A 19063-nucleotide genomic window follows, 5' to 3' on the forward strand; every position below is an offset into this window, starting at 1 on the left:
TCGGTGCGGGAAGCAGGCGCAAGCGGCGCCGCGTTTCCTACGCCCAAAGACCGCCCGCCGCACCGCCGCTCGCGCGGATCCGCGGCCAGGGCGAGCGAGCCGATCCCGTCCGAAAAGCCGGCGTTCCTGCATAAGGGAACGCCGGCTTTTCTTTACGCAGTCCTAACGTTTGTATCGCATTCTCTTGCATAAGGGCGGCATAAAGAAAAGGCCCCGCCGGTTTTCGCGGCGGGGCCTTCGCGTTTTTCTTGGGAACCCTTGTCAGTCGGTGGCCGTGGTGGCGGCGCGCTTGCCGCCGGCGAGCGCCAGGTTGACGTCGGGCGGCACGATGATGCAGGCCATGTTTGTGCGCTTCAGGGTGTCGCAGGCGGTGCGGGCCTCGCGCTCGCTCATGCCCATGACGCGGGCGCGGTAGATGGTGCCGCTGTCGTCGCGCAGGGTGGAGATCTTGGCGTGGGTGCCCTGGATGGCGCGCTTCAGCTTGTCGGCCGCTTCCACGGCCTTCATCTGCGCCGCCTCGAACTTGGAATAGGCCCCGACCTGGACGCCCCAGCCGTCGCGGCCGGCGGTGGGGGCGGTGCGGGCGCCGGGGTCGGTCAGGGCCGAGGGGGCGGTGACGGCCGGCGCCTGCAGGCCGGCCGGCGGCGTCAGCGCCAGGGCGACCTGCGTCTCCGCCTGGGGCGCCGCAGGCAGGGCCTCGGCGAGGTTCTTCACCGTGCCGGCCGGACCGGCGGGATTGGCGCTGCCGACGGCCACCGGCGCGGCGGCCGGCGCGGCCACGGCGGCGGCGACCACGGGCTGGCCGGGGATCGGCTTCACCACCGGCAGCGGCGCCGCGGCGGCGAGCTGCGCACCCGCGGCCGGCTTGGCGGCCGGGGCAGGGGCGGGCGTCGCGGCGGCCATCGCCGGGGCCGGCTTCTTCTTCGGCGTCGGGGCGGTCTCGCCCGAGGCGACGGCGAAGCCCTGGTCGAGCAGCTTCATCATGTGGGTGTCGCGCCAGCCGGCACTCTCGCCGCCGAACACCACGCCGACCAGGCGTCGGCCGTCGCGCACGGCGCTGGCCACCAGGTTGAAGCCCGAGGCATTGATGTAGCCGGTCTTCAGGCCGTCGGCGCCCTTGTACTTCAGCAGCACGCGGTTGTGGGTGTTCAGCGTGCGGCCGAGCACCTTGGCGGATCGGGTGGCGAAATAATGGTAGTACTGCGGAAAATGCTTCTGCAGGGCGAGCGCCAGGGTCGCCATGTCCTCGGCCGTCGACAGCTGCGCCGTGTTGGGCAGGCCGGAGGCATTGCGGAAGGTGGTCCGCTTCATACCGAGGTCGTGCGCCTTCTTGGTCATCTTGGCGGCGAACTGGACCTCGCTGCCGGCCAGGTTCTCGGCCACCACCACGGCGATGTCGTTGGCCGACTTGGTGACCAGGGTGCGGATGGCGTCTTCCACCGTGATGCTCTCGCCCGCCTTGATGCCGAGCTTGGACGGCGGCATGCCGGCGGCGCGGGTGGAGGCCTTGAGCGGCGAGTTGAGCTTCAGCGTGCCCTTCTCCAGCTGCTCGAAGACCATGTAGAGGGTCATCATCTTCGTCAGCGACGCGGGATAGAGGCGCTCCTCCGCGTTGCGGGAATAGAGGACCTTGCCGGTGGCGGCGTCGACCACGATGGAGGCGTAGCGGCCGGCGAACGCCTGCGAGGCCCCGCCCAGGGTCAGGATGCCGACCACCAGGGCGAAACAAATGACGCGAAGAGCTGCCTGCATACTTTCCCCCATGCGACGACGTGCGGCCACGGTCCCTCGGCTTACGAAGACCAAGATGACGGATATCCCTTAACCAATGGTTTTTCCGGGGCGACTCGGCCCTCAGGATAAGCTTCCACCGAGTCGCTGTAAACCGAAGTCTCGGGAATCAAGGGATTTTCACGGGACGTTCCTTATCCTGCCGTGACCTTGTCGTGTCCATGGTCCCTGAAGCATCAAAGGGTTCTGTTGCGTCGCAGCAATTTCGTTTGACTCGCCGCGGAAGGCCTTGCCATAGTCGCCATGTTGCATCGCACAAAGGGCGGCCGTGCGCGCCTTCGCGGCCCGTGGCCGGCGGTGCTGCGAAGGATTTTTCCGCGCTGCGGGAACGCCGGGCCGTCGGCGTTGTTCTGCACCCGTTATCCGGCACTCCGCTTGAGGACTTTCGCGGGTGCCACATGAGCCCGATCCGACAGACGTTGTTGCCGCCAGGGAGCCAGCGACCATGACCACCGCGAAGACCGCCCCGACCACCACCACCGAGACCGCCGCGCCCGCCGAAGCCGCCGCCGCGCCGGCGCCCGCCGCCGCCGCCCGCAAGCCGGCCGCCAAGGCCGCCGCCGCGCCGAAGGCCGCCGCCGCCGTCGCGCCGGTGGACCTGCCCAAGGCGCCGACGGCCACCGAGGCCGCCGCCGCCGCCAGCAAGCAGGCGACCGACGCCGCCAAGGTGATCGACGAGGCCGTCGCCGTCGGCAAGCAGACCGTCGAGAACGTGGTCAAGGCCGGCACGGATACCGCCGCCAAGACCTACGAGACTGCCGTCGCGGCCCAGCGCTCGCGCGTCGACGCCGCCGCCAAGGCCAGCGACGACGCCATGAAGAGCTACGAGTCCTCGGTCGCGCTCGCGAAGGACAACGTGGACGCCGTGCTGACCTCGGGCTCCATCGTCGTGAAGGGCATGCAGGACGTCACCAAGATCCTGCTGTCGGCCGTGCACGACCAGCTCGAGGGCAATCTGGCCTACGGCAAGGCGCTGCTCGGCTGCCGCTCGGTGAACGAGGTGATCGACCTCAACCAGTCCGCCGCCAAGGCCGGCTTCGACAGCGCCGGCGAGATCGTCGGCAAGATCTCCGCCACCTCGGCCAAGACCGTGGAAGAGGCCGTCGCGCCCCTGACCGCGCGGCTGAGCGCCACTCTCGACCGCACGCTGCAGCCGCTCGGCCGCTGACGCGGCACGACGCAGACCTGCCTGCTGACGAAGGCGCCCGGCGGTCACCCGCCCGGGCGCCTTTCGCGTTTCTGCGCCGCCGCTCGCGGCCGCCCGCCCGCGTGAGCGGCGGCCATGATCCGCCCGCCGCCGCAGGACGTAGATCATTCCGGACGGTCCTCGTCCGCCCCGTCGCCGGCTCCTTCCAGGCGGCGGAGTTCATCTTCCTTCGGACGCTGCGCATCGGCGGCAAGCTATTGGGAAAATTGCCCTGCCACTGGCTGCCTCGGTCGTGCGTACCTATATCAGCCTCGGGTGACCAACAGTGCTCTTTGCCGCCGCCCCGGCCCGACCTATTATCGAAGGACGAGCAGGTTCTGTACTGGAGTGACGGACGCATATGAGCGATCACGACCATGACCGGAACGGGCCGGGCGGGCCCAATACGAACGTGGTCATCAAGACCCGTCCGAAGACGAAAAAGCCGTCCATGTACAAGGTCTTGATGCTGAACGACGACTACACGCCCATGGAGTTCGTCGTTCATGTCCTGGAACGGTTCTTCGCCAAGAACCGGGAAGAAGCGACACGCATCATGCTGCACGTGCACCAGCGCGGTGTCGGAGTGTGCGGCGTCTTCACCTACGAGGTGGCGGAGACCAAGGTGACCCAGGTGATGGATCTGGCGCGTCAGCACCAGCATCCGCTGCAGTGCACCGTGGAAAAGGAATAGCCGCCCATGCTTTCGGCCAACCTGGAACAGACCCTACACAAGGCCCTGGCGCTGGCCGCCCAGCATCGCCACGAGTATGCCACGCTGGAACACCTCCTGCTGGCGCTCGGCGACGATGCGGACGCGGTCGCGGTCATGCGGGCTTGCAACGTGGACATCGAGCGCCTGAAGCGCGATGTCGGCGCCTTTGTCGACAAGGAACTGTCCGGGCTGGTCACCGCGCGGGAGACCGATCCGAAGCCGACTGCCGGCTTCCAGCGGGTCGTGCAGCGCGCCGCCATCCACGTTCAGTCCTCCGGCCGCGAGGAAGTGACGGGGGCCAACGTCCTCGTCGCGCTCTTCAGCGAACGCGAGAGCCACGCCGTCTACTTCCTGCAGAGCCAGGACATGAGCCGGCTGGACGCCGTCAACTACATCAGTCACGGGATCGCCAAGCGGCCGGGTGGCGCGTCTGCCCGCCCCGTCTCCGGCGCCGACGACGATGCGCACGCGGAGGCCGTGGTGAAAAAGGGACGTGAAGCGCTCGACACCTACTGCGTCGACCTCAACCGGAAGGCGCGCGACGGCAAGATCGACCCCCTGATCGGACGCGATCTCGAGGTCGAGCGGACCATCCAGATCCTGTGCCGCCGCACCAAGAACAACCCCCTCTACGTGGGTGACCCCGGCGTCGGCAAGACCGCCATCGCCGAAGGCCTGGCCAAGCGCATCGTCGAGGGCGAGGTGCCCGAGGTGCTGCAGGACGCCACCATCTTCGCGCTCGACATGGGCTCGCTGCTGGCCGGCACCCGCTACCGCGGCGACTTCGAGGAGCGCCTGAAGGCCGTCGTCTCCGAACTGGAGGCGCTGCCCGGTTCGGTCCTGTTCATCGACGAGATCCACACGGTCATCGGCGCCGGCGCCACTTCGGGCGGCAGCATGGACGCCTCCAACCTGCTGAAGCCGGCGCTCGCCCAGGGCACGCTGCGCTGCATCGGGTCGACCACCTACAAGGAATTCCGCAACCACTTCGAGAAGGACCGCGCGCTGGTCCGTCGCTTCCAGAAGATCGACGTGCCCGAGCCGTCCGTCGAGGACTCGGTCAAGATCCTGCGCGGCCTGAAGCCGTATTACGAGAAGCACCACGGCGTGAAGTACACGGTGGAAGCCATCCGCTCGGCGGTGGAACTGGCCGCCAAGTACATCCACGACCGCAAGCTGCCCGACAAGGCCATCGACGTCATCGACGAGGTGGGCGCGGCCCGCAACCTGATCCCCGAGAACAAGCGCCGCAAGACCGTGACGGTTCGCGACGTGGAAGAAATCGTCGCCAAGATCGCCCGCATCCCGCCCAAGTCCGTCAGCCGCGACGACCAGGAGGCCCTGCGCAACCTGGAACGCGACCTGAAGACCATGGTGTTCGGCCAGAACAAGGCCATCGAGATGCTGTCCAGCTCCATCAAGCTGGCGCGCGCCGGCCTGCGGGAGCCCGAGAAGCCCATCGGCAACTACCTGTTCTCCGGCCCGACCGGCGTCGGCAAGACTGAGGTGGCGCGCCAGTTGTCGCGCTCGCTCGGCATCGAATTGCTGCGCTTCGACATGTCGGAGTACATGGAGCGGCATTCGGTGAGCCGCCTGATCGGCGCGCCGCCGGGCTATGTCGGCTTCGACCAGGGCGGCCTGCTGACCGACGGCATCGACCAGCACCCGCACAGCGTGCTGCTGCTCGACGAGATCGAGAAGGCCCACCCCGATCTGTTCAACATCCTGTTGCAGATCATGGACCACGGCAAGCTGACCGACCACAACGGCAAGACGGTGGATTTCCGCAACGTCATCCTGATCATGACGACCAACGCGGGCGCCACGGAACTCGCCAAGCCGGCCATCGGCTTCGGCCGCGAGACCCGCGAAGGCGACGACAAGGAAGCCATCGAGCGGATGTTCAGCCCGGAATTCCGCAACCGCCTGGATGCCGTCATCCCCTTCGCCAACCTGGATACCGACGTGGTGTCCAAGGTCGTCGACAAGTTCATCATGGAGCTGGAGGCCCAGCTGGCCGACCGCGACGTGCAGATCGAACTCACCGACGAAGCGCGCAAGTGGCTGGCCGATCGCGGCTACGACCGCAGCATGGGCGCCCGCCCGCTCGGCCGCGTGATCCAGGAAACCATCAAGCGCCCGCTGGCCGAGGAACTGCTGTTCGGCAAGCTCGTGCTGGGTGGCGTCGTGAAGGTGCGCATCGAGGACGACAAGCCCGTCTTCGACATCAGCCCGGCCCCGCCGCGAGCCCGCCGCAAGGAAGAGGAAACGGTGGACTGATACGGTCCGCCGCCGTGACGAAGACCCCCGGTACCGCAAGGTGGCGGGGGTTTTTCTTTGGGCGGCACGGGCAGCGCGAGCGACGCTCAGCCACGGCTGAAATGTTCGAGTTTGGCCGCGCGCGGCGTCGCACCGCACACTTCGACGACCCTGCCCGGTGATGCCGATCCGAAGACGGCCGACGCTCCGGGCGTCCCGGCGAGGAGGTGCCCGTGTCGTCAGACGTCGTTCGATGCGAGCCGCATTCCGGTGGGGTCGCGGAGCTGATCATCGACCGGCCCGCCGCGCGCAATGCCCTGAACCGCGCCCTGACCGATGCCATGGCCGCACACCTCGCGCGGCTGGCGGCCGATGCCGCCGTGCGGGTGGTCCTGCTGCGGGCGGAGGGCGAGCACTTCGCGGCCGGGGCCGACGTCAAGGAAATGCTCGTCCTGAGCGCCGACGAGGCGCGCGCCCTCGACTTCGCCGGCTGCTGCGCCGCCCTCGGCGACTTCCCCAAGCCCGTGGTGGCCCTGGTGCAGGGTTTCGCGCTGGGCGGCGGCTGCGAGCTGGTGGAGATGTGCGACGTCGTGCTGGCCGCCGAGACCGCCGTCTTCGGCCACCCGGAGGTCCGCCTCGGCACCATGCCCGGCGCCGGCGGCACGCAGCGCCTGCCGCGCCTGGTCGGCATGGCCAAGGCGCTGGACCTGCTGCTGACCGGCCGCCGCATGGACGCCCGCGAGGCGGAGCGCTGCGGGCTGGTCTCGCGCGTCGTCCCGGCCGGAAGCCTGATCGAGGAGGGGCGCCGGGTGGCGGCGGACATGGCGACCCTCCCGGGCGAGGTTCTGCGGACGATCAAGCGGGTCGCCCGGTCCGGCGCCGATGTGCCCCTGGCGGAGGCCCTGCGGCAGGAGCGCGCCGCCTTCCACCACAGCCTCGCCGGAGCCGAGCGCTACGAAGGGATGCGGGCCTTCCTGGAAAAGCGTCCGCCCCGCTTCGATGCCGGGCCGTGACCGCCGCGCCCGATCCCGATCCCGAACCAACCGCAACCGAGAAGGACCCTTCCGACCATGAACGAGATCACCCCGCCCCCGTCGCTCGGCCCCGACGTCGAACAGGTCGTGCGCGACAGCTTCGCCCGCCAGGGGCTGATGCACCACCTGGGGGCCGAAATGCACGAGGTGTCGCGCGGGCGGGTCAGCATCCGCCTGCCGTTCCGCGACACCCTGACCCAGCAACACGGCTACTTCCACGCCGGCGGCACCAGCGCCATCGCCGATTCCGCCGGCGGCTATGCGGGCTTCACGCTCTTTCCGCCGGGCAGCTCGGTCCTGACCGTCGAGTTCAAGATCAACCTGCTCGCACCTGCCCAGGGCGATTACCTGGAGGCCATCGGCACCGTGGTGCGCTCCGGCCGCACCCTGACCATCTGCCAGCTGGAGGTCTTCGGCGTCACGGCGGAGCGCCGTGTGCTGGTCGCCGTCGGTCAGCAGACGTTGATGTGCATGCACGGCAAGCCGGACCGCTGACCGAGGGGCCACGCCGGCCCCCGCTGGCCCGACCAGCAGCCGCGCAAAAAGGCGCGAGAGCGACGGCACGCTCTCGCGCCTTCTGCCGGGCGACCGGGGAGGTCGCGGCCGCTCAGGCCTCCTTGCGCAGGTCGATGATGCGCTTGGCCTTGCCCTGGCTGCGCTCGATGGCGCCGTGGGGTTCCACGTCCACCACCGCCGACACGCCGATGAACGACTTGATGTGGTGCGCCAGTTCTTTGCCGGCGGCCTCGCAGGCGGCGCGCGGCATGTCGGGCGTGCGCATCTCGACGCGCACCTTCAGGGCGTCCAGGTGCCCCTGGCGGCTGACCACCAGCTGGTAATGCGGCGCGAGGCGGCTGTCCTTCAGGATCAGCTCCTCGATCTGGGTCGGGAAGACGTTGACGCCGCGGATGATGAGCATGTCGTCCGAGCGGCCGGTGATCTTCTCGATGCGCCGCATGGTGCGCGCCGTGCCGGGCAGCAGGCGGGTCAGGTCGCGGGTGCGGTAGCGGATGACCGGCATCGCCTCCTTGGTGAGGCTGGTGAACACCAGTTCGCCGATCTCGCCGTCGGGCACCGGCTCGCCGGTCTCGGGGTTGATGATCTCGGGGTAGAAGTGGTCTTCCCAGATGGTCAGGCCGTCCTTGCTCTCGATGCACTCGATGCCGACGCCCGGGCCGATCACTTCCGACAGGCCGTAGATGTCGATGGCGTCGATGCCGAGGCGCTCCTCGATCTCCAGCCGCATGTCGTTGGTCCAGGGCTCGGCGCCGAAGATGCCGATCTTGAGCGAGCAGTCGCGCGGGTTCATGCCCTGGCGTTCCATCTCGTCGGCCATGACCAGCATGTAGGACGGCGTCACCATGATGATTTCCGGCTGGAAGTCGCGGATCAGCGCCACCTGCTTCTCGGTCTGGCCGCCCGACATGGGAATGACCGTGCAGCCCAGCGCCTCCGCCCCGTAGTGGGCGCCGAGGCCGCCGGTGAACAGGCCGTAGCCGTAGGAGATGTGGACCTTCATGTTGCGCCGGCCGCCGGCCGCCCGGATGGAGCGCGCCATGACCCGCGACCACATCTGGATGTCCGAGGCGGTGTAGCCCACCACCGTCGGCTTGCCCGTGGTGCCCGACGAGGCATGGATGCGCACCACCTCGTCCATGGGCACGGCGAACATGCCGTAGGGGTAGGTGTCGCGCAGGTCCGCCTTCGACGTGGTGGGGAAGTGGCGCAGGTCCGCCAGTTCCTTGAAGTCGCGCGGGTGGATGCCCTTGTCGTCGCACTTCTTGCGGTAGTGCTCGACGTTCTCGTAGGCGTGGCGCACCGACCACTTCATGCGGCGCGTCTGGATCGCCGTCAGTTCGTCGCGCGAGCAGATTTCGATGGGGTCGAGTTCATGCTCGGCCGGGCGCTTGGTCAGGTCCATCTTCGCCATACTGGTCTTGAGCATGTTCATGGACGGATTTCCTTCGGTCATGGTCGTTTCCTCGCCTCGCCGGGGACTCTGTTGTGTGGCGGTCAAACCCGTTCGAGGATCATGGCGATGCCCTGGCCGACGCCGATGCACATGGTGCACAGCGCATAGCGGCCCTGGCGGCGGTGGAGTTCGTAGGTGGCCGTGGTGACCAGGCGGGCGCCGCTCATGCCGAGCGGATGACCGAGCGCGATGGCGCCGCCGTTGGGGTTCACGTGCGGTGCGTCGTCGGGCAGGCCGAGGTCGCGCAGCACCGCCAGCCCCTGCGCCGCGAAAGCCTCGTTCAGCTCGATGACGTCCATCTGGTCCAGCGTCAGGCCGGCCAGCGCCAGCACCTTGCGGCTGGCCGGCGCCGGGCCCATGCCCATGATGCGCGGCGGCACCCCGGCGGTCGCCATGGCGACGACGCGGGCGCGCGGCGTCAGGCCGTGGCGGCGGGCGGCGTCCTCCGACGCGACGACGAGCGCGCAGGCGCCGTCGTTGACGCCCGAGGCATTGCCGGCGGTGACCGAGCCGCCCTCCTTGCGGAAGGGCGTCGGCAGCCTGGCCAGCTGCTCCAGGGTCGTTTCCGGGCGCGGGTGCTCGTCGGTGTCGACCACCACCGGCTCGCCCTTGCGGCGGGGGATGGTGACCGGCACGATTTCCTCGGCGAAGCGGCCCGAGGCCATGGCGGCGCCGGCACGCTGCTGGCTGCGCACGGCGAAGGCGTCCTGGTCGGCGCGGCTGATGCCGAAGTCGGCGGCGACGTTCTCGGCCGTCTCGGGCATGGAGTCGATGCCGAACTCGGCCTTCATGCGCGGGTTGACGAAGCGCCAGCCGATGGTGGTGTCGTAGATCTCGGCGGTGCGCGAGAAGGCCGTCTCCGCCTTGGGCATGACGAAGGGGGCGCGCGACATGCTCTCGACGCCGCCGGCGATCCACAGCGATCCGTCGCCGGCCTTGATGGCGCGGGCGGCGGTGCCGACGGCGTCCATGCCGGAGCCGCACAGGCGGTTGATGGTGGTGCCGGGCACGACGTCGGGCAGGCCGGCCAGCAGGGCGGCCATGCGGGCGACGTTGCGGTTGTCCTCGCCGGCCTGGTTGGCGCAGCCGAGGATGACGTCGTCCACCGCATCCCACTCGACGCCCGGGTTGCGGTCCATGAGCGCCTTCAGGGGCACCGTCGCCAGATCGTCGGCGCGTACCGAAGACAGCGCGCCGCCGAAGCGGCCGATGGGGGTGCGGACGGCATCGCAGACGAAGGCTTCAGCCATGGGTCATGACCTCCGTGACGCTGCCCTTCAGGCTGCGCGAGTTGCCGCGGAACTGGGCGATGACGGTGCCGTCCTGGTTGGTGACGACCACGTCGGTGATGCCGCTGCGGCCGGCCTTCCAGGTCTCCCGCGCTTCGGCCCGCAGCACGTCGCCGCGCTTGGCCGGCGCGCAGAAGGTGACCGAGCAGTTGGCCGCCACCGTCACCACGTCGTGCGAGTTGCAGGCATAGGCGAAGGCGGTGTCGGCCAGGGTGAAGCACAGGCCGCCGTGCAGGATGTCGTGACCGTTCACCATGTCCTGGCGCACGGTCATGGTGCAGACGGCGTAGGACGGCCCGACCTCCGGCACCGCGATGCCGAGGGCCTGCGCCGCGTGGTCGCGGGCGTACATGGCCTCGCGCACGGCTTCCGACAGGGCCTGCGGGTCGCGCGGGGCCGCGCTGCTGGTGGTGCCTTCAGGCATGGAAACGGCCTCCTCCCAGGACCTTGCGCCGCAGCAGCGCCGACGGGCGGTAACGGTCCTCGCCATAGGTTGTGAACAGGTGGTCGAGCACGGCATGGATCCGGCCGAGCCCGATACGCTCGGCCCAGGCCAGCGGCCCGCGCGGATAGTTGACGCCCTTGGTCATGGCGACGTCGATGTCGGCCGGTGCCGCCACGCCCTGCAGCACGGCGTCGGCCGCCTCGTTCGCCAGCATGGCGACGGTGCGGGTGACGATCAGGCCGGGGATGTCGTCGACGACCGACACCGCGAGCCCCAGCGCCTGCAACAGCCCGACGGCCGGGGCGAGCGCCGCCGGCCCCGTCTGGTCGGCGCAGGCGACGGCGGTGCGGCCGGCCTTCAGCCAGTCGCCGGCGAGGTCGTGGACCACCACCGCCCGGCCGCCGAGGCTCGCCGAGACCTCCGTCGCCGTGCGCCCGTCGGAGGGCAGCAGCAGCACGCCGTCGACCTCGATGGCGCCGGGGCCGTCGGTGCGCTCGTGGGCGAGCCCCTTGGCCTCGATCAGTGGCAGCAGCGGGCTGTCGTCCTGCACGACGACGCTGCCCGGCGCCGCGGCCGGTTCGGCGGTCGCCGGCGCGGGCAGCACGGCGCCCTCGCGGTAGTCGTAGAAGCCGCGCCCGGTCTTGCGGCCGAGCCAGCCGGCGTCCACCAGATCCTTCTGCGCCAGCGCCGGCAGGAAGCGGGTGTCGCCGTAGTAGGCGGCGAAGACGGAATTGGTGACGGCGTAATTTACGTCGTGGCCGATGAGGTCCATCAGCTCGAACGGCCCCATGCGGAAGCCGCCGCCCTCGCGCAGCACGGCGTCGATGGTGGCGGGGTCGGTGGCGCCTTCCTGGAGGATGCGCAGGCCCTCGGCATAGAACGGCCGCGCTACCCGGTTGACGATGAAGCCGGGGGTGGAGCGCGCCCGCACCGGGCTCTTGCCCCAGGCGGCGGCGGTGGCGTGGATGCAGTCGGCGACGGCCGGATCGGTGGCGACGCCGGAGATCACCTCCACCAGCGCCATGAGCGGCGCCGGGTTGAAAAAGTGCATGCCGACCAGCCGCTCCGGCCGCGCCAGCGCCGCCGCGATGGCGGTGACCGACAGCGACGAGGTATTGGTCGCCAGGATCACCTCCGGCCCGCACAGGTCTTCCAGCTCGCGGAACACCTGCTGCTTGACCTCCAGCCGCTCGACGATGGCCTCGATGACCAGCCGGGCGGGGGCGAGGTCGGCGAGGCCGTCGGCGACGGTGATGCGGCCGAGCAGGGCGTCGCGGTCGGCGGCGGTCATGCGGCCCTTGTCGACCAGCTTCGCCAGCGCCTTGGCGATGCCGTCGCGGCCCTTGGCGGCGGCGCCGGGGCCGGCGTCGTGCAGCAACACGGCATGGCCGGCGGCGGCCGCCACCTGGGCGATGCCGGCGCCCATGGTGCCGGCGCCGACGACGGCGACCGGAGCGGAGGTGGGCAGGGCGGAGGTGGCGGTCATGTCAGCGCCCCTGGAAGGTGGGCTGCCGCTTTTCCATGAAGGCGGCGACGCCCTCCTGGTAATCGGCGGTGCGGCCGGCGAGGCGCTGCAGATCGCGTTCGAGGTCGAGCTGCTGCTCCAGCGTGTTGGTGCTGCTGGCGGCCAGCGCCCGCTTGATGAGCGCGAGGCCGCGCGTCGGCATGGCGGCGAGGCGGGCGGCGAGGGCGTGGGCTTCCTCGGCCAGGGCGGCGTCGTCGACGCACTTCCAGATCATGCCCCAGGCCTCCGCCTGCTCGGCACTCACCTTGTCGCCCAGCATCATGAGGGCGGTGGCGCGCGCCTGGCCGACCACGCGCGGCAGGCTCCAGGTGCCGCCGCTGTCGGGGATCAGGCCGATCTTGCAGAAGGCCTGGATGAAGCTGGCGGAGCGGGCGGCGATGACGATGTCGCAGGCCAGCGCCAGGTTGGCGCCGGCGCCGGCCGCCACGCCGTTGACGGCGCAGACCACCGGCATCTCCAGGCCCTTCAGGGTCTTGAGCAGCGGGTTGTAGCGCTTTTCCAGGCTTTCCCCCAGGTCGGGCGTCTCGCCGCCGGGGGCGACGGCGCGGTCCGACAGGTCCTGCCCGGCGCAGAAGCCGCGGCCGGCGCCGGTGAGCAGCAGGCAGCGCACGGCGTCGTCACGCTGGACGGCCTTCAGCGCGTCGGCCAGTTCGGCGTGCATCTGGGTGGTGAAGCTGTTCAGCTTGTCGGGCCGGTTCAGCGTCAGGGTGGCGACACCGTCGGCGATGGCGAGCTGGATGGTCTCGTAGGTCATGCGGGTCCCCGGTCGTCAGCGGCCGCGGAAGGCGGGCCGGCGCTTTTCCTTGAAGGCAGCGAGGCCTTCCTGGCGGTCTTCGGTGGCGAACAACTGGCAGAAGGCGCGGCGTTCGAAGGCGAGGCCCTGGTCGAGCCCGACCTCGAAGGCCTTCAGCACCGCTTCTTTGGCGAGCCGCACGGCGAGCGGCGGCTTGGCGGCGATCTGCACCGCCAGCGCCACGGCGCGCTCCACCGTCAGTTCGGGCGGGCAGACCTCGCTCACGAGGCCGCGGGCGAGCGCCGCGCGGGCGTCGAGGAAGGCGCCCGACAGCACCAGCTTCATGGCGTCGGACTTGCCGAGGGCGTGGGTCAGGCGCTGGGTGCCGCCGGCCCCCGGAATGATGCCGAGGTTGATCTCCGGCTGGCCGAACTGCGCCGTCTCGCCGGCGATGAGCACGTCGCAGTGCATGGCGAGCTCGTTGCCGCCGCCCAGGCAGAAGCCGTTGACGGCGCCGATGAGCGGCTTCGGGAACTGGCGGATGGCCTGCCACAGGGCCGGGCGGCCGTCGGTGAGGATGGAGACGGCATCGTGCGCCGCCAGCTCGCCGATGTCGGCGCCGGCGGCGAAGACAGTGTCGCCGCCGGTCAGCACCACGACGCGGACGTCGTCGTCGGCGGCGGCCTCGGTCAGGACGGCCGCGATCTCGCGCAGGGTCTGGGTGCGCAGGGCGTTGCGCGCCTGCGGCCGGTGAAGCGTGATCGCCAGGACGTGCGGCGCCGGCTGGTCGACACGGATGTCGTCCCAGGCGTCGCCCGCACGCTCCGCGGCCGGTGGGGCCGTGAGCATGTCGTCGTCTTCCTCCCGTGGTGGCCGTTTGCCGGCCTTGGTCACAGTATCGCCCGGACGGATGCCTGACGCGACACCCATGACGGCCAGACGGCCCGTGCTTTTATAATGATACAAAATCGTGGCATCGCCGCGGAATTTTGTAAACCTTTTTTCGCCACCGTCATGGTGCGCGAAGGGAGGAGGGGCCGGGCCGGGCGCCGCGGGCGGGGTAACCCCAATCGGCGGCGGGGCATAGGTGCGGGCGCAGCCGGGCAGCGGCCCTGCGCCTTCCGGACGCTGGACGGCCGCACCATGCGTCCGATACAGAATTAGACAGCTGGAATGATTTTTGGTATCACGAAAGACCGATTCGCGGGCCGCGGCACGCCGCCGCACCGCCCGAACACCAGAGCGCCGGCCCACCGGCGCCGCGTCCACCCTGGGAGGACCTGCATGAACATGATGAACGGCGCCGCCGTCGCGGGCCTGGTCGACAAGCACAAGCCGACCCTGGAAAAGGCCGCCGCCGCCGCCGGCGCGCGCGGCTACTGGTCGGCCTACCCCGAGCACCTGAAGGCCTACGGCGAGACCGCCAAGGACGACGGCGAGGCGGCCTTCAAGGCGCATCTCGGCAAGGCCTTCGACATCGAGGTCCCCGGCGCGTCCGGCACCGTCGGATCGGAGCAGAGCCCGTTCGGCGTCGACCTCGGCATCACCTACCCGAAGCCCGACATCGACGCCGTACTGAAGGCCGCGCAAGGAGCCATGAAGGGCTGGCGCCGCGCCTCCGCCGACCAGCGGGCGGCGGTCTGCGTCGAGATCCTGGAGCGTCTGAACAAGAAGACGCCGGAAATCCTCTTCGCCGTCATGCACACCACCGGGCAGGCCTTCATGATGGCCTTCCAGGCCGGCGGCCCGCACGCCCAGGACCGCGGCCTCGAGGCCGTCACCTACGGCTGGATGGCGCAGACCCAGGTGCCTGCCGGCGAGGTGACGTGGGAAAAGCCGCAGGGCAAGAACCCGCCGCTGGTCATGAAGAAGCGTTGGCACGTCAGCCCGCGCGGCGTCGCCGTGGTGGTCGGCTGCGCCACCTTCCCGACGTGGAACGGCTACCCCGGCCTGTTCGCCAGCCTGGTCACCGGCAACCCGGTGGTGGTCAAGCCGCACCCCGGCGCGGTGCTGCCGCTCGCCATTACCGTGACGGTGGCGCGTGAGGTGCTGGCCGAGGCCGGCTTCGATCCCAACCTGGTGACGCTCGCCGCCGATTCGGTCGATGCGCCCATCACCAAGGAACTGTGCACCCGGCCGGAAGTGAAGATCATCGACTTCACCGGCTCCACCGCCTTCGGCGACTGGCTGGAACAGAACTGCCGGCAGGCGCAGGTCTATACGGAGAAGGCCGGCGTGAACTTCGTCGTCATCGACTCGACGAACGACTTCAAGGGCATGGTGCGCAACATGGCGTTCACCCTGTCGCTCTATACCGGCCAGATGTGCACCACCACGCAGAACATCTTCGTGCCCAAGGGCGGCATCGAGACGGAGGACGGCCACAAGTCCTTCGACGAGGTGGCGCAGGCGCTCGCCGCCGGGGTGGACAAGTTCCTGTCCGATCCGGCCCGCGCCGTGGAAGTGCTGGGCGCCGTGCAGAACCCGGCGACGGCGGCCCGCATCGACGAGGCCAAGGGCTTCGGCACGGTCCTGCTCGACAGCCGCAGCATCGAGCATCCGTACCTGAAGGGGGCTCGCGTGCGCACGCCGCTGCTGCTGGCGGTGGACAAGAAGGCGGCCGACACCTATTGCCGCGAGTGCTTCGGCCCGGTCGCCTTCGTCATCGCCTGCGACGACACGGCCGACTGCCTCGCCACCGCCCGCCGCACCGCCATGGAGCACGGCGCCATCACCGCCGGCCTGTACTCGGTGAAGCCGGACGTGGTGGAGGACGCCGTGGAGGCCTGCCTGGACGCCCAGGTGGCGTTGTCGGTCAACCTGACCGGCGGGGTGTTCGTCAACCAGACGGCCGCCTTCAGCGACTTCCACGCCACCGGCGGCAACCCGGCCGCCAACGCCAGCCTGACGGACCTCGCCTTCGTGGCGAACCGCTTCCGCTTCGTCGGCGTGCGCGAGCCGGCGTAAGGGGTATCGCCTCGCCGGGCGGGCGGCCCCGTCCGCCCGGCGAGGGCTGAATCAAACAGCCAGGATCCCCGGTCGGCGCTGTCCGCCGCAAGCGAGCATTGAGCGAGCGGCCAAGGGCGCGGCAGCGCCCGCCCGGCGAGGGCTGAAACAAACAGAACCGGCCGGTGGCCGGCACCGGCCCTGCCGCAACGGCTGTTGCCGGTGGTACCGGCGCGTGGCATAGGGAAGGACCGCAACTCTTCGGAGAGCATCCATGCCCGGTGTCGCCCGCCTGTCCCGTCGTGCCTTCCTCGCCTCCGCCGCCGCTTGCGCCCTGGCACCGCTGGTGCTGCCGCGCGGCCTGCGTGCCGCCCAGCCGCCCGCCGGCACCCAGGTGCCCGCCGTCTACCGCACCACGGTCGGGGGGATGGAGGTCACGGCCCTGTCCGACGGCTGGTTCGACCTCTCGACCGAGCTGTTCCCCGGCGCCGACCCGGCGGCGGTGAAGGCCTTCCAGGAGGGCGCCTTCCTGCCCGGCGGGCCGCTGCGCACCTCGCTCAACACCTATGCCGTCAACACCGGCGAGCGGCTGATCCTCATCGACGCCGGCGCCGGCGGCGTGTTCGGCCCGACCGCCGGCATGCTGCCCAAGCACATGGCGGCGGCGGGACTCGATCCGGCCAAGGTGGATCTGGTGGTGCTGACCCACATGCACCCCGACCACATCGGCGGCGTCGCCACGGCCGAGGGCAAGCCGCTGTTCCCCAATGCCGAACTGGTGGTGCACGAGGCCGAATGGGCCTACTGGCACGACGATGCCGCCCGCGCCGCCGTGCCCGACGACGTGAAGGCCTGGTTCGACGGCATCCGCCAGGCGGCGGCGCTCTACCCCAAGGTGCGCAAGGTCGCCGACGGGGCGGAGGTGGTGCCCGGCCTCACCGCCGTCGCGCTGCCCGGCCACACGCCGGGCCACACCGGCTACCGCCTGACGTCGGAGGGCGAAACGCTGCTGGTGTGGGGGGATGTGGTCCATGCCCCGGTGCTGCAGTTCGCCCGCCCGGAGTGGAGCATCGCCTTCGACGTCGACGCCGACCGCGCCCGCACCACCCGCGAAGCCATCCTGGCCGAGGTGGCCGACGGCCGCACGCTGGTCGCCGGCATGCACCTGGACTTCCCCGGCCTCGGCCACGTCGCCCGCGGCGGCGAGGGCGGCGCGGCCTACACCTTCGTGCCGGTCAAGTGGGAACACGCGCTGTAAGGGGCGGCGGCTGCGAGGCGCCGTCCTCCATGGCTGCCGTCAGGGGAGCCGAGGATGCCCGGCTCGGAGGCGCTCGGAGGCCGGGCATGACATAAGAGGCTGAAACATCGTCAGAAATTGTCATGGCCGGGCTCGACCCGGCCATCCACGCCGTCACCGGCGGTGAGGCGTCGCCAGGCACCCGCTACCGCGGCGCCGCGGCCCGTTGCAGGCGGTCGTTGATGGCGCGGCCGAGGCCGTCGTCGGGGACCGGTGCCACGGCGATGCCGGTGAAGGGCGCGCGGTCCAGGCGGCGGAGGTAGGCGAAGAGGTGGGCCGCCGCCTCGCGCAGGGAGCCGTCCGGCGACAGGTCGAGGTCCGCCCCCGCCGTGCCGCCGAAGCCCAGCAGCGCCTCGCCGGGCTGCTTGTCGGTGGCGCCCAGCCGCACCGGGCGGTCGGGGGCGTAGTGGCTGAGGAGCTGGCCGGGGCTCTTGGGCGCCGCCGGGTCGCCGCCGCCCTCGATCACCGCGCAGCCGAGCACCGCCGCCACCTCCTCGCGGGTGACGGCGCCGGGGCGCAGGATGGCGGGCTGCGGGCCGGTCAGGTCGACGACCGTGCTTTCCAGCCCCACCGTGCAGGCGCCGCCGTCGACGACGAGGGACACCCGCTCGCCCAGGCTTTCGGCCACGTGTTCCGCCTCGGTCGGGCTGATGGCGCCCGAGCGGTTGGCCGAGGGCGCCGCCACCGGCCGCGCCACCGCCCGCAGCAGCCCTTGCGCCACCGGATGGGCCGGCACGCGCACCGCCACGCTGTCGAGCCCGGCCGACACCAGCAGCGACAGGCCGCAATCCTCGCGCCGCGGCAGCACCAGGGTCAGCGGCCCGGGCCAGAAAGTGGAGGCGAGCTTGCGGGCGCGGTCGTCGAACTTCACCAGCGCCACCGCCGCCGCCAGATCGGACACATGCACGATGAGCGGGTTGAAACGCGGCCGCCCCTTGGCCTCGAAGATGGACGCCACCGCGTCGTCGTTGGTGGCGTCGGCGCCGAGGCCGTAGACCGTCTCCGTCGGAAAGGCGACCAGCCGGCCGGCGCGCAGATGCGCTCCGGCCTCGGTCAGCACGGCGTCGGAGGCGGCCTCGATGCGGCTCATGCGGCGGCTCCGCGGGCAATGAAGTGCGGGTTGAGGAAGGTCGGCGCCTTGCCGTAGAGGAACGCCCCGCCGTCGGTCAGGGTGACGCTGCCGCCGGCGGCGTCGAGCACCGCGTGGGCGGCGGCGGTGTCCCACTCGCAGGTCGGCCCGAAGCGGGGGTAGATGTCGGCCTCGCCCTCGGCCAGACGGCAGAACTTCAGCGACGAGCCGGCGTCGATGACCTTCTTCACCGGCTTGCCGTCGAGGAAGGCGGCGAGCGCGTCGGAATTGGCGTGGCTGCGGCTCGACAGCACCACGAGGCCGTCGGCGTCGGGCCGGCGCACGCGGATGTCCTGGCGACCGTCGGCCGTCTCGCGGGTCGCCGTGCCGGGGCCGTGGCCGACGTAGAGCTGGTCCAGCACCGGGCAGTACACCAGCCCGAGCACCGGCCGGCCCTCGGCGATGAGGCCGATGTTGACGGTGAACTCGTCGCGGCGGTTGATGAATTCCTTGGTGCCGTCCAGCGGGTCGACCAGCCAGAAGGGCGCGCTGTCGACGTCCGGGATGTTGCCCGCCGCCGCCTGCTCTTCGGCCACCACCGGAATGTCCGGCGTCAGCGTCGCCAGGGCGGCGAGGATGATGGCTTCGGCCGCTTCGTCGGCGGCGGTGACGGGGCTCGCATCGTCCTTGCGGAAGACCTCGAAGTCGCTGCGGTAGACCGCGAGGGTCGCAGCCCCCGCCTCCCGCATGACGGGGCGCAGGGCCTCGGCGAGGGCGGCGAGATCGGGCAGCGGCATGGCAT

Annotated in this window: 16 protein-coding genes; 7 read left to right on the top strand and 9 right to left on the bottom strand. The window is 70.6% G+C overall.

Going from position 1 to position 19063, the window contains the following annotated elements:
• Nucleotides 1-261: 261 nt before the first annotated feature.
• Nucleotides 262-1752 (bottom strand): D-alanyl-D-alanine carboxypeptidase, encoded by a 1491-nt coding sequence (locus tag CRP50_RS00595; protein WP_141415042.1) that lies wholly within the window; start codon nucleotides 1750-1752, stop codon nucleotides 262-264.
• A gap of 484 nt (nucleotides 1753-2236) precedes the next feature.
• Here CRP50_RS00595 and CRP50_RS00600 point away from each other — a divergent pair, with 484 nt between their 5' ends.
• The 5 genes from CRP50_RS00600 (at nucleotide 2237) to CRP50_RS00620 (ending at nucleotide 7480) form a co-directional block, all read left to right on the top strand.
• Nucleotides 2237-2959, top strand: a complete 723-nt coding sequence (locus CRP50_RS00600) for a phasin family protein (RefSeq protein WP_097277042.1) — start codon at nucleotides 2237-2239, stop codon at nucleotides 2957-2959.
• 379 nt (nucleotides 2960-3338) lie between these two features.
• Nucleotides 3339-3671 (top strand): ATP-dependent Clp protease adapter ClpS, encoded by a 333-nt coding sequence (gene clpS / locus CRP50_RS00605; RefSeq protein WP_097277043.1) that lies wholly within the window; start codon nucleotides 3339-3341, stop codon nucleotides 3669-3671.
• Between the two features lie 6 nt (nucleotides 3672-3677).
• Nucleotides 3678-5972: an ATP-dependent Clp protease ATP-binding subunit ClpA gene (gene clpA / locus CRP50_RS00610; RefSeq protein WP_097277044.1), complete on the top strand. Its 2295-nt coding sequence runs from the start codon at nucleotides 3678-3680 to the stop codon at nucleotides 5970-5972.
• A 212-nt stretch (nucleotides 5973-6184) separates the two neighbouring features.
• Nucleotides 6185-6964 (top strand): enoyl-CoA hydratase/isomerase family protein, encoded by a 780-nt coding sequence (locus tag CRP50_RS00615; RefSeq protein ID WP_097277045.1) that lies wholly within the window; start codon nucleotides 6185-6187, stop codon nucleotides 6962-6964.
• A 57-nt stretch (nucleotides 6965-7021) separates the two neighbouring features.
• Nucleotides 7022-7480 carry a PaaI family thioesterase gene (locus tag CRP50_RS00620; RefSeq protein WP_097277046.1) on the top strand — a complete coding sequence of 153 codons (459 nt, stop codon included), beginning with the start codon at nucleotides 7022-7024 and terminating at the stop codon, nucleotides 7478-7480.
• 112 nt (nucleotides 7481-7592) lie between these two features.
• Here CRP50_RS00620 and paaK read toward each other — a convergent pair whose 3' ends face one another.
• The 6 genes from paaK to CRP50_RS00650 form a co-directional block, all read right to left on the bottom strand.
• A complete protein-coding gene (paaK, locus tag CRP50_RS00625; protein ID WP_097277738.1) occupies nucleotides 7593-8915 on the bottom strand; it encodes a phenylacetate--CoA ligase PaaK in 1323 nt (440 codons plus the stop codon).
• A gap of 83 nt (nucleotides 8916-8998) precedes the next feature.
• Complete coding sequence (pcaF, locus tag CRP50_RS00630; RefSeq protein WP_097277047.1) at nucleotides 8999-10207, bottom strand: 3-oxoadipyl-CoA thiolase; 1209 nt, start codon at nucleotides 10205-10207, stop codon at nucleotides 8999-9001.
• Nucleotides 10200-10670, bottom strand: a complete 471-nt coding sequence (gene paaI, locus CRP50_RS00635) for a hydroxyphenylacetyl-CoA thioesterase PaaI (protein ID WP_097277048.1) — start codon at nucleotides 10668-10670, stop codon at nucleotides 10200-10202. The genes pcaF and paaI overlap by 8 nt, the downstream gene beginning before the upstream one ends.
• Complete coding sequence (gene paaH / locus CRP50_RS00640; RefSeq protein ID WP_097277049.1) at nucleotides 10663-12177, bottom strand: 3-hydroxyacyl-CoA dehydrogenase PaaH; 1515 nt, start codon at nucleotides 12175-12177, stop codon at nucleotides 10663-10665. Before paaH ends, paaI begins: the two co-directional genes overlap by 8 nt.
• Before the next feature lies 1 nt (nucleotide 12178).
• Nucleotides 12179-12970 (bottom strand): 2-(1,2-epoxy-1,2-dihydrophenyl)acetyl-CoA isomerase PaaG, encoded by a 792-nt coding sequence (gene paaG / locus CRP50_RS00645; RefSeq protein ID WP_097277050.1) that lies wholly within the window; start codon nucleotides 12968-12970, stop codon nucleotides 12179-12181.
• A gap of 15 nt (nucleotides 12971-12985) precedes the next feature.
• On the bottom strand, nucleotides 12986-13798 hold the full coding sequence (locus CRP50_RS00650) for an enoyl-CoA hydratase-related protein (RefSeq protein WP_097277051.1): 813 nt from the start codon (nucleotides 13796-13798) through the stop codon (nucleotides 12986-12988).
• A gap of 435 nt (nucleotides 13799-14233) precedes the next feature.
• On the opposite strand from CRP50_RS00650, the gene paaN reads away from it, so the two are divergent.
• Complete coding sequence (gene paaN, locus CRP50_RS00655) at nucleotides 14234-15916, top strand: phenylacetic acid degradation protein PaaN (RefSeq protein ID WP_097277052.1); 1683 nt, start codon at nucleotides 14234-14236, stop codon at nucleotides 15914-15916.
• Nucleotides 15917-16169: 253 nt separating this feature from the next.
• The gene (locus CRP50_RS00660) at nucleotides 16170-17153 is read left to right on the top strand and encodes an MBL fold metallo-hydrolase (protein ID WP_097277053.1); all 984 of its coding nucleotides are present in this window, start codon (nucleotides 16170-16172) and stop codon (nucleotides 17151-17153) included.
• A gap of 184 nt (nucleotides 17154-17337) precedes the next feature.
• On the opposite strand, the gene CRP50_RS00665 is transcribed toward CRP50_RS00660, so the two are convergent.
• Complete coding sequence (locus CRP50_RS00665; protein WP_097277054.1) at nucleotides 17338-18282, bottom strand: L-threonylcarbamoyladenylate synthase; 945 nt, start codon at nucleotides 18280-18282, stop codon at nucleotides 17338-17340.
• Entirely contained in the window at nucleotides 18279-19058 is a 780-nt protein-coding gene (gene cysQ / locus CRP50_RS00670; protein WP_097277055.1) for a 3'(2'),5'-bisphosphate nucleotidase CysQ, read from the bottom strand. Before cysQ ends, CRP50_RS00665 begins: the two co-directional genes overlap by 4 nt.
• Nucleotides 19059-19063: the final 5 nt, after the last annotated feature.

It is taken from the genome of Caenispirillum bisanense, from assembly GCF_900230255.1.
GTDB lineage: Bacteria > Pseudomonadota > Alphaproteobacteria > Rhodospirillales > Rhodospirillaceae > Caenispirillum > Caenispirillum bisanense_A.

Bases quoted from the DNA above. Each gene is read 5' to 3' on its own strand.
- CRP50_RS00595 (WP_141415042.1), bottom strand. From the start codon at position 1,752: ATGCAGGCAGCTCTTCGCGTCATTTGTTTCGCCCTGGTGGTCGGCATC.
- CRP50_RS00600 (WP_097277042.1), top strand. From the start codon at position 2,237: ATGACCACCGCGAAGACCGCCCCGACCACCACCACCGAGACCGCCGCG.
- clpS (WP_097277043.1), top strand. From the start codon at position 3,339: ATGAGCGATCACGACCATGACCGGAACGGGCCGGGCGGGCCCAATACG.
- clpA (WP_097277044.1), top strand. From the start codon at position 3,678: ATGCTTTCGGCCAACCTGGAACAGACCCTACACAAGGCCCTGGCGCTG.
- CRP50_RS00620 (WP_097277046.1), top strand. From the start codon at position 7,022: ATGAACGAGATCACCCCGCCCCCGTCGCTCGGCCCCGACGTCGAACAG.
- paaK (WP_097277738.1), bottom strand. From the start codon at position 8,915: ATGGCGAAGATGGACCTGACCAAGCGCCCGGCCGAGCATGAACTCGAC.
- pcaF (WP_097277047.1), bottom strand. From the start codon at position 10,207: ATGGCTGAAGCCTTCGTCTGCGATGCCGTCCGCACCCCCATCGGCCGC.
- paaI (WP_097277048.1), bottom strand. From the start codon at position 10,670: ATGCCTGAAGGCACCACCAGCAGCGCGGCCCCGCGCGACCCGCAGGCC.
- paaH (WP_097277049.1), bottom strand. From the start codon at position 12,177: ATGACCGCCACCTCCGCCCTGCCCACCTCCGCTCCGGTCGCCGTCGTC.
- paaG (WP_097277050.1), bottom strand. From the start codon at position 12,970: ATGACCTACGAGACCATCCAGCTCGCCATCGCCGACGGTGTCGCCACC.
- CRP50_RS00650 (WP_097277051.1), bottom strand. From the start codon at position 13,798: ATGCTCACGGCCCCACCGGCCGCGGAGCGTGCGGGCGACGCCTGGGAC.
- paaN (WP_097277052.1), top strand. From the start codon at position 14,234: ATGAACATGATGAACGGCGCCGCCGTCGCGGGCCTGGTCGACAAGCAC.
- CRP50_RS00660 (WP_097277053.1), top strand. From the start codon at position 16,170: ATGCCCGGTGTCGCCCGCCTGTCCCGTCGTGCCTTCCTCGCCTCCGCC.
- CRP50_RS00665 (WP_097277054.1), bottom strand. From the start codon at position 18,282: ATGAGCCGCATCGAGGCCGCCTCCGACGCCGTGCTGACCGAGGCCGGA.
- cysQ (WP_097277055.1), bottom strand. From the start codon at position 19,058: ATGCCGCTGCCCGATCTCGCCGCCCTCGCCGAGGCCCTGCGCCCCGTC.